The sequence below is a fragment of the Nocardiopsis sp. ATB16-24 genome, assembly GCF_030271535.1.
Classification (GTDB): domain Bacteria; phylum Actinomycetota; class Actinomycetes; order Streptosporangiales; family Streptosporangiaceae; genus Nocardiopsis.
On record NZ_JASCXJ010000018.1, the window covers coordinates 1 to 14,470 of the forward strand.

The 14,470-nt window shown below is 70.9% G+C and carries 14 protein-coding genes; 9 read left to right on the forward strand and 5 right to left on the reverse strand.

The genetic code is table 11. From position 1 onward, the window contains the following. The 4 genes from PFX91_RS17935 to rimP all read right to left on the reverse strand — a co-directional run. The coding region (locus PFX91_RS17935; RefSeq protein WP_285733366.1) for a translation initiation factor IF-2 N-terminal domain-containing protein at positions 1-1,012 on the reverse strand (1,012 nt) is incomplete at its 3' end. 212 nt (positions 1,013-1,224) lie between these two features. Beyond that, on the reverse strand, positions 1,225-1,548 hold the full coding sequence (locus PFX91_RS17940; RefSeq protein ID WP_285733368.1) for a YlxR family protein: 324 nt from the start codon (positions 1,546-1,548) through the stop codon (positions 1,225-1,227). Positions 1,549-1,561: 13 nt separating this feature from the next. Next, positions 1,562-2,575, reverse strand: coding sequence for a transcription termination factor NusA (gene nusA, locus PFX91_RS17945; protein ID WP_285733370.1), 1,014 nt, complete (start codon positions 2,573-2,575; stop codon positions 1,562-1,564). A gap of 24 nt (positions 2,576-2,599) precedes the next feature. Beyond that, the gene (rimP, locus tag PFX91_RS17950; protein ID WP_285733372.1) at positions 2,600-3,082 is read right to left on the reverse strand and encodes a ribosome maturation factor RimP; all 483 of its coding nucleotides are present in this window, start codon (positions 3,080-3,082) and stop codon (positions 2,600-2,602) included. 337 nt (positions 3,083-3,419) lie between these two features. On the opposite strand from rimP, the gene PFX91_RS17955 reads away from it, so the two are divergent. After that, complete coding sequence (locus PFX91_RS17955) at positions 3,420-3,914, forward strand: ferritin-like domain-containing protein (protein ID WP_285733374.1); 495 nt, start codon at positions 3,420-3,422, stop codon at positions 3,912-3,914. 75 nt (positions 3,915-3,989) lie between these two features. Then, positions 3,990-4,442, forward strand: coding sequence for a ferritin-like domain-containing protein (locus PFX91_RS17960; RefSeq protein ID WP_285733376.1), 453 nt, complete (start codon positions 3,990-3,992; stop codon positions 4,440-4,442). 141 nt (positions 4,443-4,583) lie between these two features. On the opposite strand, the gene PFX91_RS17965 is transcribed toward PFX91_RS17960, so the two are convergent. Beyond that, positions 4,584-6,320, reverse strand: coding sequence for a proline--tRNA ligase (locus PFX91_RS17965; RefSeq protein WP_285733516.1), 1,737 nt, complete (start codon positions 6,318-6,320; stop codon positions 4,584-4,586). 185 nt (positions 6,321-6,505) lie between these two features. On the opposite strand from PFX91_RS17965, the gene PFX91_RS17970 reads away from it, so the two are divergent. The 7 genes from PFX91_RS17970 to PFX91_RS18000 all read left to right on the forward strand — a co-directional run bounded on the left by PFX91_RS17970 (position 6,506) and on the right by PFX91_RS18000 (position 13,894). Beyond that, positions 6,506-7,357 (forward strand): spermidine synthase, encoded by an 852-nt coding sequence (locus tag PFX91_RS17970; protein ID WP_285733378.1) that lies wholly within the window; start codon positions 6,506-6,508, stop codon positions 7,355-7,357. 40 nt (positions 7,358-7,397) lie between these two features. Further along, positions 7,398-8,687 (forward strand): pentapeptide repeat-containing protein, encoded by a 1,290-nt coding sequence (locus tag PFX91_RS17975; protein ID WP_285733380.1) that lies wholly within the window; start codon positions 7,398-7,400, stop codon positions 8,685-8,687. Positions 8,688-8,724: 37 nt separating this feature from the next. Further along, on the forward strand, positions 8,725-9,936 hold the full coding sequence (locus PFX91_RS17980; protein WP_285733382.1) for a sensor histidine kinase: 1,212 nt from the start codon (positions 8,725-8,727) through the stop codon (positions 9,934-9,936). Then, positions 9,933-10,601, forward strand: coding sequence for a response regulator (locus PFX91_RS17985; RefSeq protein ID WP_285733384.1), 669 nt, complete (start codon positions 9,933-9,935; stop codon positions 10,599-10,601). The genes PFX91_RS17980 and PFX91_RS17985 overlap by 4 nt, the downstream gene beginning before the upstream one ends. A gap of 177 nt (positions 10,602-10,778) precedes the next feature. Beyond that, entirely contained in the window at positions 10,779-12,056 is a 1,278-nt protein-coding gene (locus tag PFX91_RS17990) for a cytochrome ubiquinol oxidase subunit I (protein WP_285733385.1), read from the forward strand. An 18-nt stretch (positions 12,057-12,074) separates the two neighbouring features. Further along, positions 12,075-13,013 (forward strand): cytochrome d ubiquinol oxidase subunit II, encoded by a 939-nt coding sequence (locus tag PFX91_RS17995; RefSeq protein WP_285733387.1) that lies wholly within the window; start codon positions 12,075-12,077, stop codon positions 13,011-13,013. Between the two features lie 530 nt (positions 13,014-13,543). Beyond that, complete coding sequence (locus PFX91_RS18000) at positions 13,544-13,894, forward strand: hypothetical protein (protein ID WP_285733517.1); 351 nt, start codon at positions 13,544-13,546, stop codon at positions 13,892-13,894. The last annotated feature ends 576 nt before the right edge of the window (positions 13,895-14,470 follow it).

A 14,470-nucleotide genomic window follows, 5' to 3' on the forward strand; every position in this document is an offset into this window, starting at 1 on the left:
CGAAGCCACCCGGACGCGGACCGCCGCCACCGGGACGCGGACCCGCGCCGGCGGGCGCGCCACGACCACGGCCGCCGCCACCGGGACGACCGCCACCGCCACCTCGTCCGGCACCCGCGGGCGGGGTCGGACGGGACGAGGGCATGTTCATCGGACTGGGACGCGGACCGCCCGGACGCGGGCCGGGACGCGGTCCACCCGCGGCACCACCCGGGCGCGGAGCACCGGCGCCACCACCGGGACGCGGAGCGCGCTGTTCACCACCGGGCGGACCGGGACGCGGTCCGGGGCGCGGAGCACCCGGACGCGGAGCACCGGCGCCACCACCCGGACGCGGAGCGCGCTGTTCACCACCGGGCGGACCAGGACGCGGTCCGGGGCGCGGAGCACCCGGACGCGGAGCACCGGCGCCACCACCCGGACGCGGAGCGGGCTTCGCTCCCATGCCGGAGGCGTTGGACGCGAACGGGTTGTTGCCCGGACGCGGACCCGCCGAACGCGGACCCGGACGGGGTCCACCACGCTCGCCACGCTCCCCGCGCTGGGGACGGTCGCCACGCTCGGGGCGGTCACCGCGCTGGGGACGTTCGGAGCGACCGCCCTCGGGACGGCTCGCCGGAGCACCGGGCTTGGGGGCGCCGCCGGGACGAGGACCGGCCTCGCCACGAGGTGCCTTGGGGCCGGGCTTGGGCACGCTGGGGCGCGGGGCGGAGTCGTCCTGCGCGGCGGGCTTGGGAGCCGGACCCGGCTTGGGGCCTGGCTTGGGAGCCGGACCCGGTTTCGGGGCGGCGCTCTTGTCCGCGGCGGGGCGCGGGCCGGGCTTGGGAGCCGAACCCTTCCGTCCACCGTCGGAACCGTTGTTGAAAGCTTCTTGTAGGCGTCGTACGACGGGGGCCTCGATCGTCGAGGACGCCGAACGAACGAATTCGCCCATCTCGTTGAGCTTGGCCAGAACGGCCTTGCTCTCCACACCGAACTCCTTGGCGAGTTCGTATACCCGGACCTTCGCCACTACTCTCCTTCAGCTTCGGTCCGGGACATGGGCCTGTGCCGGACCGTCGTTAGCTTGAGTCACTCATCGCTGCGTACTCATCAGGCGCTCATCGCAATCTCGACCTGCTTCCTCATCGCTACACAACAATGGGCCGGTTTCTTAGGTGCCGACACAGCACTGGTACCGACCTCGGCCAGTACAACCCAGAGATCGGTCCAGACATTCCAACCCTATCGGGAGCGCCGACCCGATCCGCCATGCGGGGCGTCGTCGAACAAGGACGCCACCGGTGAGGTGTCCCACCCGGCGTCCCCTGCTCCCCTCCGGTAGGCGCGAGACCATACCCTCCGCCGCTCGGCGAGCTCGAAGCACCGCCGATCGCGGTGAAGATAGGCGCCGCGCCCCGGACGTCGACCCCGCGTGTCAGGCATGATGGCCGTGCCCACAGCCACCAGCCGTACGAGGTCGGACTGGACTGCCCGCGACCGGCACCCCACGCATGTACGCACGGGACGGTCAGGACCGTCTCCCCCCACCCTATCGCGTTGAGCCATCGGCGCGACCCGATTACCCGGCCACGGTGGCGTCGCCGCCCTCGGCCCCGTTCTCGTCCTCCGGGGCCTCGACGGGTTCGGCGTCGGAACGGATGTCGATGCGCCAGCCCGTCATCCGCGCGGCCAGTCGGGCGTTCTGGCCCTCCTTGCCGATCGCCAGGGACTGCTGGTAGTCGGGGACGACCACTCGCGCGACCCGCGAGGCCATGTCGAGGATCTCCACGGAATTGACCCGCGCCGGGGACAGCGCGTTGGCCACGAACACGGCCGGGTCCTCAGAGTAGTCGACGATGTCGATCTTCTCACCGTGCAACTCGGCCATGACGTTGCGGACACGGCTGCCCAGGGGGCCGATACAGGCGCCCTTGGCGTTGACGCCGCTTCGGTTGGAGCGGACCGCCATCTTGGTGCGGTGCCCCGCCTCACGGGCGATCGCCGCGATCTCCACCGTGCCGTCGGCGATCTCGGGCACTTCGAGCTCGAAGAGCTTGCGCACCAGGTTGGGGTGGGTGCGGGAGAGGGTGATGGAGGGACCACGGTGGCCCTTGCGCACCTGCACGACGTAGGCGCGCAGGCGTTCGCCGTGGTTGTAGGTCTCGGTGGGCACCTGCTCCTGCGGGGGCAGGGTCGCCTCGATCTTGCCGAGGTCCACCAGCACGTTACGCGGGTCCCTGCCCTGCTGGATGATGCCGGAGACGATGTCGTGCTCGCGACCGGCGAACTCGCCGAGGGTCAACTCGTCCTCGGCGTCGCGCAGACGCTGGAGGATGACCTGTTTGGCGGTGGAGGTGGCGATACGACCGAACCCCGTGGGAGTGCCGTCGAACTCACCGACGACCTCGTCGTCCTCGTTGGTCTCGGCGACCCACACGGTCACGTGCCCGGTGGAACGGTCGAGCTCGACGCGGGCCTGTTTGTCGGCCCCCTCCTCGCGGTGGTAGGCGATCAGTAGCGCGTCCTCGATGGCCTTGGCCACGAGTTCGACGGAGATGTCCTTCTCGCGTTCCAGGCTGCGCAGAACGCTCATGTCAATATCCACGGGGCTCCCCCTCTAGTCCGCCGCGTCGGTGTCGGCTTCGCGGCGGAATTCCACCTGGACCCTGCCCTTGCCGAGTTCGGCGTAGGTGAAGGCTCGGGGCCGGCCGTCGACGTCCAGGGTGACCCCCTGGTCGTCGGCGTCGGTGACGCGTCCGGCGATCTGCCCCCCTGCGACGAGGGAGACCTTCACCAGACGCCCACGGGAGCGGCGCCAGTGCCTCGGCTGCGTCAAAGGACGGTCCACCCCGGGCGAGGTGACCTCCAGGACGTAGGGCTGTTCGCCCATCACGTCCGAGGAGTCCAGGAGGGTGTTGACCTCCTGGCTGACTTCGCCGACCGTGTCCAGGTCGACCCCGTTGTCGGAGTCCACGACCACGCGCAGCACGCGCCGCTTGCCCGCCGGTGTCAGTTCGACGGCCTCCAGGTCCAGCCCGGCCTCCGCCAGTACCGGCTCCAGCAGCTCGGCGATGCGCTTCTCGCGCGACTGCGCTCCCATGTGGTGTTGCCCCTCCAGCTGCGAAATCCCGCCCGCTCGGTCCTTCGACCGGTGTACGGGGCGGACCAGCTCTGTACGTAGTCTTCGAACGGCCCGCCCCCGCGTCGGGGACAAGGGGCCGCCCGCGCGTCGCGTGCGACGGCGGTTGTGCTGCAAGGGTATCCACACCCGGGGCCCTTCCAGGTCGCCTCGAACGGCCGGGGCGCGTCGTCGGGCGCTTCCTCGCTAAGGCCTCGAAGGCGCCCCGCGGCGACACACGACCGGCGCGGAACATGGAAGGATGGGACACCGCCGGCCGTCCGGAGCCGGCCTCCGGCACGGACGGAAGGAAGTACGCGTGGGGATCGTCGGCGTCAGCCGTCGCGTGATGCTGGGCGCTACGGTCGCGTTGGGCGTCGGGTTTCTGGGCGGTTGCGGCGGAGCCGAGTGGTATCCCGCGAACGTGACCCCGGACGAGTACGTGCTCCGCGCCGTGATCCGCGAGAAGGAACGCATGATCGCGCGTTACGAGGCCGCGATCTCCGAGGGTTCGGGGCCCGTCGAGCTGCTGGAACGGTTCCTGGAGCACCACCTCGCCCACCTGGACGCACTGTCGGAGGCCCTGCCGGAGGACGCCGCGCTCCCGGAGTCGGAAGCCTCACCCCCCACGGACGAGGAGGCCCCCGCCCCCGTCGAAGGGCTGGACGCCGCCGGGCTGGGAGCACTGGAGGCGGCCGCGACCAGCGCCCGGCTCGATCAGGCGGGCGCCGTCACCGACCCGGGTCTGGCCCAGCTCCTCGGCTCGATCGGCGCCTGCGAGGCCGGGCATGCGCACCTGTTGGCACAAGCGTGAATCGGTGGGGCCGTGTGCGCGTGGGACCCTCGGGTCCGTGGCGCCCAGAGCCCCGGAAGGGAAGGCGGGTGACAGGTGAGTGAGACCCCCCTGTCCGCTCAGGAGGAGCCCGACGTCGGCCAGGAGGCTCTGGCCGAGGCGCTGCGGGCCGAGCACGCGGCCGTGTACGGGTACGAGCACATCGGCGGGGCCGCCGAGGACGAGGACCGTCGCGAGCGCGCCAGGGACACCGCCTACAACCACAAGGCCCTGCGCGACGCACTCCACGCGGCCGCGGTGGAACGCGGCCTGCGGCCGCCCCCCGCGCTGACGTCGTATCCGCTCTCGGAGGGGCGGGACGCGGACTCCGTCGACTCCTACGCCGTGGGGTTGGAGGAGGCGACGGCGCGCGCGTACCTGTGGTTGACGGCCTCGCGGGACACCGACCTCCGGGTGACCGGGGCCCGCGCCCTGCAAGAGGCGACCGTGCGCGCGCTGAAGTGGGGCGCGGCGCTGGACGCCCTCCCCGGTTTCGACGGGGCCGGGTAGCCCTCGTCCTCCGGGAGCTCGGGGAGGAGGTCCCCGCGCGCACGAGACCTTCGGTGCCGGAGGTGGGGCGGCTCCTGTTCTCCACCGTCCCGCCTCCGGCGCCCCGCGACGGATCTCGCCGTCTCGGGTCGCCCGCCGGTGTCAGCCGCGGCAGGCCGCGACGGTGCGCTCCACGACCTCGGTCAGGGCGACCTCCTCACGGTCGCCGGTGGCACGGTCGCGCAGTTCCACGACACCGTCCTTGAGGCCACGACCGACGATGACCGCGGTGGGGACGCCCAACAGTTCGGCGTCGGTGAACTTCACACCGGGCGAGACGCCCTTGCGGTCGTCCACCAGGACGCGCAGGCCCCTGGCCTCCAGTTCACCGGCGATACGCAGCGCCTCCTCGACCTGCTCCCCCTTGCCGGTGCCGACCACGTGCACGTCGGCCGGCGCGATCTCACGCGGCCACACGATGCCCTTGTCGTCGTGGGACTGTTCGACGATCGAGGCGACGGCGCGCGAGACGCCGATGCCGTAGGAGCCCATCGTGATCCGCCTGGGCTTGCCGTCGGGTCCCAGGGCGTCCAGGTGGAAGGCGTCCGCGTACTTGCGTCCCAGCTGGAAGATGTGACCGATCTCGATACCGCGCGCGGTGTAGAGGGTGCCCCTGCCGTCGGGAGAGGGGTCGCCGTCGCGCACCTCGGCGACGTCGATGGTGCCGTCGGGGGTGAAGTCGCGGCCCGCGACCAGGTCGATGACGTGGTGGTCGGTCTTGTCGGCCCCGGTCACCCAGGCGGTCCCGGTGACCACCCTCGGGTCGACGAGGTAGCGGACCTTGTTGTCCACAAGCGCCCGAGGCCCGATGTAGCCCTTGACCAGGAAGGGGTTGGCGGCGAAGTCGGCCTCGTCCAGGATCGTGACCTCGGCGGGCTCCAGCGCCGCCTCCAGGCGTTTGAAGTCCACCTCGCGGTCGCCGGGCAGGCCGATCGCCAGCAGTTCCCACTCCTGGGAGCCGGGGGCCCGCGTCTTGACCAGGACGTTCTTGAGGGTGTCGGCCTCACTGAAGTCGCGGCCGAGGCCCGCCCCGTTGAGGAAGTCCACCAGGGTCTGGATGGTGGCGGTGTCGGGGGTGTGGTGCACCACGGCCTCGGGCAGCCCCTCGACGGAACGGGGGGCGGGGGCGGGGACGGCCACGGCCTCGACGTTGGCCGCGTAGTCGGACTCCGTGCTGCGAACGAAGGTGTCCTCACCGGTGGGCGCCACGGCCAGAAACTCCTCCGAGGCCGAACCGCCCATCGCGCCCGAGGTGGCCGACACGATCACGTACTCCAGGCCCAACCGGTCGAAGATCCGGATGTAGGCCTCCCGGTGCTTGTCGTAGGAGGCGCGCAGACCCTCGTCGTCGATGTCGAAGGAGTAGGAGTCCTTCATGTGGAACTCGCGTCCGCGCAGCACGCCGGCCCGGGGACGCGCCTCGTCGCGGAACTTCTCCTGGATCTGGTACAGGATGACCGGGAAGTCCTTGTAGGAGGAGTACTCGCCCTTGACCAGGAGGGTGAACAGCTCCTCGTGGGTGGGGCCGAGCAGGTAGTCCGCGCCCTTGCGGTCCTGGAGGCGGAACAGGGTCTCCCCGTAGTCCTCCCAGCGGCCGGTGGACTCGTAGTACTCCCTGGGCAGCAACGCGGGGAGGAGGACCTCCTGGGCACCGATGGCGTCCATCTCCTCACGGACGATCCGGGAGACGTTGTCCAGGACGATCTTGCCCAGGGGGAGCCAGGAGTAGACGCCGGGGGCCGCACGACGCACGAACCCGCCGCGCACGAGCAGTTTGTGGCTCGGCACCTCGGCGTCCGCCGGGTCCTCGCGCAGGGTGCGCAGGAACAGGTTCGACATCCGCAGTAGCACGGCCACTCCTCGTGGGATACGCAAAAGACTCGGGAGACAAGGCTAGGGCATGTTCGGCGGACACCTAGCCTGCTACGCGACGGGCCGCGTGCACCGAACGCGCCCCGGCGCCATCCCGGGCACGGCCGCCCGACCGGCGCGCATAACCTGGGGTGGACGGACGGAGGAGGAACGTGGGCAGGGAAGGCACGCGGCGGTGCGAACCGGAACAGGACGAGGACCGGGCACCACGCACGGAGCTCCTCGCCGACGCGGACCGCTCCGACTCCTGGATCCTGATGGTGGAGGGCACCCCCCAGTCCCACGTGGACCTGGCCGACCCCTCCTACCTGGACTTCTCGTACGTGCGCCGGATCGCTCACACCGCCGACCTGGTGGCGCCCGCGGGAGAGCCCGTCGAGGCGTTGCACCTGGGCGCGGGCGCGCTCACCCTGGCCCGCTACATCGCCCACACCCGCCCGGGGTCGAGCCAGCGCGCGGTGGACGTGGACGCCTCTCTGGTGGACATGGTGCGCCGACGCCTGCCCTGGGACCGCCGAGCCCGGCTGCGCGTGGGCATCGGCGACGCCCGGGAGTGGATCTCCGCCCGACACCCCGGCAGTGCGGACCTGGTGATCAGTGACGTGTTCGCGGGTGCGCGCACCCCCGCCCGACTGACGTCCGTGGAGTTCTACACCGAACTGGCGCGGGTCCTGCGGCCCGCGGGGCTGCTGGTGGTCAACATCGGTGACGGCGGGAACCTGGCCCACACCCGGAGCCAGGTGGCGACCGCCCGGGCGGTGCTGCCCTACACGGCGCTGTCCGCCGAACCCGCGGTGCTGCGCGGACGCCGGTTCGGCAATCTCGTCCTGACCGCCTCCCATCGGCCTCTTCCCGTCGAGGAACTGGGGCGCCGGGCCCACCGCGATCCGGCGATGGCCCGCCTGCTGGAGGGTGAGGACCTGGACCGTTTCGTCTCGGGCCGCAAGCCCGTGCGGGACGCCGACGCCGTGGACTCCCCCGCGCCACCCGACAACGTCTTCTAGCCCATAGCGACACAAGCCGGAAAAGCCCTATGTTGGGGCGATGCGCGTCTTGCTCCAACCCCTCGCACACGGACGGGCCCGCATCCTCGCCCCCCGCCCCGGGGAGGAGCGTTCCTCCCGTCTTTGGCCGCACATCCTGGGAGCCTGGGCCATCACCGCGGTCGGGGTGTCCCTGATCGGCGCCGGCGTCCTGTGGTTCCTGGGCTTTCCCGAGATCGAACGCCCCGAGACGGTCTCCGCGTCCGCTCTGGACGGCATCGCCACCCGCGCTTTCGCGGTGGTCGCCGGACTCAGCGGTATCGCGTTGCTGGTGATCGCCTACCACCGTCAGCGCAACAACGACCAGGAGAACCTGCGCGCGCAGAAGGCCGCCGAGCGCGAGGACATCAAACTCTTCGACGATCGCTTCACCTCCGCCTACACCGAACTGGGCAGTGAGCACGCGGCGGTGCGGCTCGGCGCGGTCCAGGCCCTGGCCCACCTGGCCGACGACGCTCCGAACCGCAGGCTCAGGCAGACCTGTATCGACGTGCTGTGCGCCTATCTCCGCATGCCCTACGCCCCCGAGCCCGAACCCGTCCTCGCCGTGGAACCCGCCTCCTCCCTCGTTCTCGGGAGGAAGGGCGAGGAGGCCGACAGGCGCCGGGCCGAGGAACACCATGCCCGTGTCCTGGAGTACGCCTCGTTCCGCGAGGTCCGGCACAGCATCCTGCGCGCCATCGGCGACCGTTTGAGGGAGCCCGACAGCCCTTGGCAGGGCCACCACTTCGACTTCACGGGCGCCGTCTTCGACGGCGGCGCTCTCCGCGGGATCGACGTCGACTCCGGGCACCTGAACTTCAACGAGGCCCACTTCAACAGCGGCGAAGTGGACTTTCGTTACTCCCGCCTGGGCACCGCCACCGTCTCCTTCCGCAAGGCCCGTTTCAACGGCGGGACCGTCAACTTCCGCCACGTGCGCTTCGCGGGTCGACGAGATCAGGAGGGATGGAAGGACAACCCCCTCACCGCACGACTGCGCGGTACGCACGCCGACTTCGCCCGGGCACGGTTCGACGGGGCCCGCGTCCTGTTCCACGACACGCACTTCGGCGAGACCAGCGCGAGTTTCTTCAGGTCGGAGTTCGTCTCCGGAAGCGTGGAGTTCTCCAACGACGGGAAGGAGGAGGCCTCAGGGACCCCTCCGTTCGGCCTGGAGGAATCGGTGACGGAGGGGACCCCCGGGGTGGTCGTGCTCCCGAGGGCCTGGTCTCGCCCGGAGGGCGACGGGAGGAGCCCCGACTACTCCACAGGGGGTACGGCGCGGCCCCGAGAGTCTTCCTCGGGGTGACGCGCGACCCCGACGTGTTCCCCGTATCGTCGAAGTCGTGCCGGCACCACGTCCCGAGTCCTTCCGTCCTCCGTGTCCCACGCGCGTCGACACATGGCTCACGGCCGGGCTGCTGCTCGTCTCCTTGGGCAGCACCCTCCTGATCGCACTGCTCGCTCCGGTACCGCACGATCGGAACCCGTGGCCATGGGGGTACGCGCTCATCCTGGCCGCGTGCCTGCCGGTCCTGTGGCGCACCGCGTTCCCACGCACGACGGCGTCGATCTCGGTCGTGGCCGCCACCGCGTACTATCCGCTGGGCTTTCCCGACGGCATGGTCATGCTGTGCACCGCGGTCATGCTCTACACGGTGGTCCGTCGGGGGCACCGCACGTTCGGATGGATGTTGGGCATCGGGCAGTTCGTCGCGGTCAACGCCTACGAGTTCGCCCTGACGGGGACCTTCCGCCCCGAGGCGTTGGGGATCATCGCCTGGGTCCTGGTCCTTCTGTGCGCGGCCGAGATCGTGCGCTGGCGCCAGGAGTACCTGCGGGCCGACCGCGAACGTGAGGCCGAGACCACCAGGACCCGCGAGGAGGAGCTGCTGCGCCGGGTCTTCGAGCAGCGCGTCCAGTTGGCACGGGACGTGCACGACACGGTCGCGCACAACATCTCCCTGATCAACGTGCAGGCCGGTACGGCCCTGTACCTGATCGAGACCGAACCGGAGCGCGCCGCCGAGGCCCTGGCCACCATCAAGCAGACCAGCAAGGACACCCTCGTCGAACTGCGCGGCATCCTCGGCGTGCTGCGCGCCGTGGACGAGGCCGCGCCGAGGACCCCCGCCGCGGGGTTGGAGCACGTGGAGGAACTGGCCGCGGGGACCCGGAGCACGGGGATCGACGTGACCGTGGAGTCGGTCGGGGAACCCGGGCGCCTGCCGGCGAGCACCGATGCGGCCGCCTACCGCACCGTCCAGGAGGCGTTGACCAACGTGGTCCGCCACTCCGGGGCCTCCCGGGCCCTGGTCCGCGTCGAGTACGGGGCGTCCTTCCTGATCGTCGAGGTCGTCGATGACGGCCGCGGAACCGTCGGCCCGCCCGTACCCGGTAACGGCATCACCGGGATGCGTGAACGCGCGGCCCTCGTGGGCGGCACGGTGGACGCCGGCCCGAGGGAGGGTGGAGGATTCCGGGTACGGGCCCGGCTGCCGATCGACGGTGCCGTGCCCACGTCCACCTCCGGCACGGAAGGAACGGGATCCCGTTGATCCGGGTACTGCTCGCCGACGACCAGGCTCTGGTACGCGGAGGGTTCCGCGCCCTGCTGGACAGCGCCCCCGACATCACGGTGGTCGCCGAGGCCGGAGACGGCCAGGAGGCCGTCCGGCTCGCCCGCGCCGAGCGTCCCGACGTGGTCCTGATGGACATCCGCATGCCCGGTGTGGACGGCCTGGCCGCCGCCGAGCGCATCCTGGCCGACCCCGCCCTCGCCTCGACCCGGATCGTCGTGCTCACCACCTTCGACCTGGACGAGTACATCTTCGAGGCGCTGCGCCTCGGCGTCAGCGGTTTCCTGGTCAAGGACACCGAGCCCCGGGACCTGCTACAGGCGGTACGGGTGGTGCACGGCGGCGAGGCGCTGCTCTCCCCCGGTATCACCCGACGGTTGATCGCCGACTACGCACGCCGTCCACCGAAGACACCCGCCCCCTCGGTCCGGCTGAACGGGCTCACCGACCGGGAGCGCGAGGTGGTCGCCCTGGTCGGCGGTGGTCTGTCCAACGAGGAGATCGCGGCCCACCTGGTGGTCAGTCCGGCCACGGCCAAGACCCACGTCAGTCGGGCCATGGTCAAGCTGGGTGTGCGCGACCGCGCCCAGTTGGTCGTCATCGCCTACGAGACCGCCCTGGTCACTCCCAAGTGGAGCCGTTGACCGTCCCAGGGGGAGTTCGGGGTCGGCTCGGGGAGGTCCCCTAGACGTCCCGGCGTACCTCCCGGAGCGCGCCTACCCCCGAGGACGAACATCGGAAGCCCTCCGCCGGACGATGTGTCCGCCGCGGCCGTCATCGGATGCTCGATCGCGTTCCCACCGCAGACGCGAGGCCCAACGATGTTCGAAGACCCACTCCTCCTGGCACGGCTGCAATTCGCCCTGACGGCCGCCACCCACTACGTGTTCGTGGCGCTGACCCTTGGTCTGGCCCCGTACATCCTCACCACCCAGCTGATCGCGACGGTACGCGGCGACCGTTCCCGGATGACGGCCGTGCGGTTCTGGGGCGGGCTCTACCTCGTCAACTACGGCATGGGTGTCCTGTCCGGCCTGGTGATGGAACTCCAACTCGCGCTGAACTGGAGCGGCCTGCACGCGATGTTCGGTTACACCTTCGCCGCGCCGCTCGCCTTGGAGACGATGACGGCGTTCTTCGTCGAGTCCACGTTCCTGGGGTTGTGGATCTTCGGCTGGGACCGGATGGGTCGGTGGGCGCACCTGGCGTGCTTCGCCGTCGTCACCACGACCGCCTACGTGTCGGCGTGGTGGGTCCTGGTCGCCAACGGCTTCCTACGCGACCCGGTGGGTTTCACGATGGTCGACGGCGTCGCCCACCTCACCGATCCGGTCGCCCTCATGACCAACCCCGCGGCCACCATGGCCTTCGGCCACGTCGTGACCGGCTCCCTGTTGGTCGGTGCGCTCGTCATCGCCGCGACCAGCGCCCACCATCTCATCGGAGGCGACGACGGGCACGGGATCTTCCGTCGCGGCATCCGCTACGCGACCCTGGTGCTGTGCGTCGTGCCCATCCCCGTGGCGGGCTTCGGCGGGGTACAGTTCGAACTGTTCGATCAGGCCCCGCCGACCAGTGGTCTGACCTACACAGCCACCGAGATCGAGGCGATCGAATCCGCGGCCGAGAACGGTGTTCTTCTCCAGGCGGCCAACATGACCGGTGACGCCGTCATGATGACCGCCTGGACTCTGATGTTCCTCCTCGGTCCCGTCCTGCTGGCGGCCTGGCCTCTGGGCGGTCTCGACCGGTGGCGGTGGCTCCTCGCCCCGCTCGTGCTCACCCCGCTCCTGCCCTATCTGGCGAGTGTCGGCGGATGGGTGTTCCGGGAGACCAACCGCCAGCCCTGGACGGTGGTGCACCACCTGACCACGGCCGACGCGGTGACCCCCCTGTCCCCGGGGACGGCCGTGGTCTCCTTCGGGTTCTTCACACTCGCCTTCGCCGCCCTCGCGGTGATCACCTTCTGGCTCCTGGTGCGCTATGCGCGCCGCGGCCCCGACGGCGGGCCGTTGGCCGAACGGCGCACCGGAGAGCCCGACGACCCCGCCGCGTCCGACGGCTCCCAGGAGCCCACCGCCCCAGTCCACACCTTCTGAGCAAAAGGACCTCAGGCAATGGACCTCCTCTCCGCCGCACTCCTGGCTCTGCTCGTCGTGGGTTACCTCGTCCTGGCCGGAGCGGACGTGGGCCTCGGCATGCTGATGCCGCATGTGGCGCGGGGCCCCGCGCAGCGCCGCCGCGTCGTCGCCGCGATCGCCCCCTACTTCCTCGCCTCGGAGGTGTGGCTGGTCGCCGCCCTCGGCGTCCTGGCCGGCCTGTTCCCCGCCCTTGAGCACCACGCGGTCGTCGAACTGTGGCCCGTCCTCACGGTCCTCCTGGCCGGATGGCTGGTGCGTGACGCCGGACTGTGGCTGCGGGCCCGGGTGGACGGCGAGCGCTGGCGGCTGGTCTGCGACGGCGCGATCGTCGCGGGCAGTTGGACCCTCGCCGCCTCCTGGGGACTGGCCTTGGCGGGTCTGCTCTCCGGCGGCCTCGCCATGAACCCGTTCACCCTGTTGTGCACGGTCACCGTCATCGGGCTGTTCGCGCTGCGCGGTTCGGCCTTCGGGGCCGAACGTCTGGTCGGTCCGGCGGCCTGCGGCACGGACCGCGACGCCGAGTGCGCGGACGTGGCCGCCCATGGCACTCGCCTGATCGCACGGGCGACGCTGGGAGCGGCGGTGCTGACCACGGCGTCGGCCCTTCTCTCCGCCACCCCGGAGGCCGCCGGACCTCCCGCTCTGGCCCTGGCCCTGCTGCTGTCAGCCGTGCTGGCGGTCACCAGCGGCCTCCTGGGGCCGATGCTGTCCCGGCACACGTCGGCCGTGGCGATCGCGATCCCGGGTCTTCTGGTGGCGGTCGCGGCCCCGTTGCCCTCGGCACCGATTCCCCCCACGACCGCCGTGTTCGTGTGGGCGACCCTCGTTCCCGTGGTTCCGGTCATGTTCGTCGGCCAGGTTTGGCTTTACCGAATGACACGCCGTCCGGCCGACGAGCGGACTTTCTTCACCTGACCCCCGTGTCCGGAGAAGTCCCAGATCATCGTGGGCATGGGCGGGCCGTGACGGCGTCGTGACGCCCGCGAGTTCGGTTCCGCCGTCACGGAGAGGGATCGGACCGGATTGGAAGGACCGGCCAGTGGGCACGTCACTGTCCGGGAAACACGCCCGTGACGCCTCTCCCGTCCTGGGAGCCCCCGGTGTGATCGCACACGGGCGTCGTCGAGCCCCTGAGGAGGGATCATGACCCACCCCCCGACGACCACCACCGACCTTCGCGGTTGCAATTGCAGCTCGGCCTGTGGCTGCGGCTGCCAGGGCGGCGGCTCCTGTAGCTGCGGCGGAAGCTGCCGCTGAGGACCGTCGCCGGCGCGGCACGCCGCTTCCGTGACGACCGAAGAACGCATCCCCCCAGCGGGCCGCCCGGAAGGGCGGCCCGTGTCGTTCGTCGAGCCCCACCCCCCACACACGCCGCGACTTTCGGCAATAACATGTATACGCTGTGTCACTACGTGAGGCTGCGTATCCACCCGTTGGGGGAGACGATGTCACCGTTCACCGGACCCGCGTCGGGAAAAGGCCACCTCTCCGAACACGCCAGACTGTTGCGGTGCGTGCTGAGCATCCGGGAGCGCTCGGCCCGGGCGGTCCCCTGGGATCCTGACACCGTCGGAATCCCGGCCGCGCGGTCCCCCAGCGGCCTGGCGCGGATCAACGACGTCGCCTTCTACGCGAACGCGCGTGAGGAGGTGTCCGCACTGGCCGGTGTGTGCGTGGACCTGCTGCGCCTCCACGTCCCCGGCGGCGGGGAGGGACGCGGTGCGCACCGCTGTGAGGGGTGCCATCAGGCCTGGCCCTGCCCCACCTTCACCGAACTCTGCCGGCTCCTCACCTGAGGCGGAGGGACTTCTCCTCAGGGGTGCGTTCCTTGGACCGGCGGTGATGGGTCGGAACCCGCCACCAGTAGGCGTCCTGCCAACGGATACGACAGGCGCCGTGTAAGGCCGGCGGGAGGAGACCACGCGGTCGGCGTGTCATGCGCGACGACCGCGAGGGCCGCTCCGTGACGGTCTCGCCTCCGCTCCCACGGCGCGGACGAGGGCACCGTCGCCGTGGGACGCCTCCCGCGCACCACCCCCGAGACGGACGTCGCCCGCCGAGGTCGGGGCGCGATCCGACCTCGGCGGGCGACGGTGCTCGCCTGCCGTCCGCTGACGTCCCGAACCGGTCGAGCGTCCTCACCGGGCCAGGCTGCCCCGAGAGTAATACTGAAACACGTTCTACCGCAAGCCCCACATCCCCTCGTACACCTGAGTCCCCGCGGGGTGACCACAGAGGGGCACCAGAAGTAGAACAGGATGCATTCCCCTGGCGCGGAACGGAGTGAAGAGTCACGACGGCCCTCATCGAAGGACAACCGGACGGGGAAAGACCCTCCCCGCCTCAGCGGGGCGGTCAGGCCCAGGGGCGGG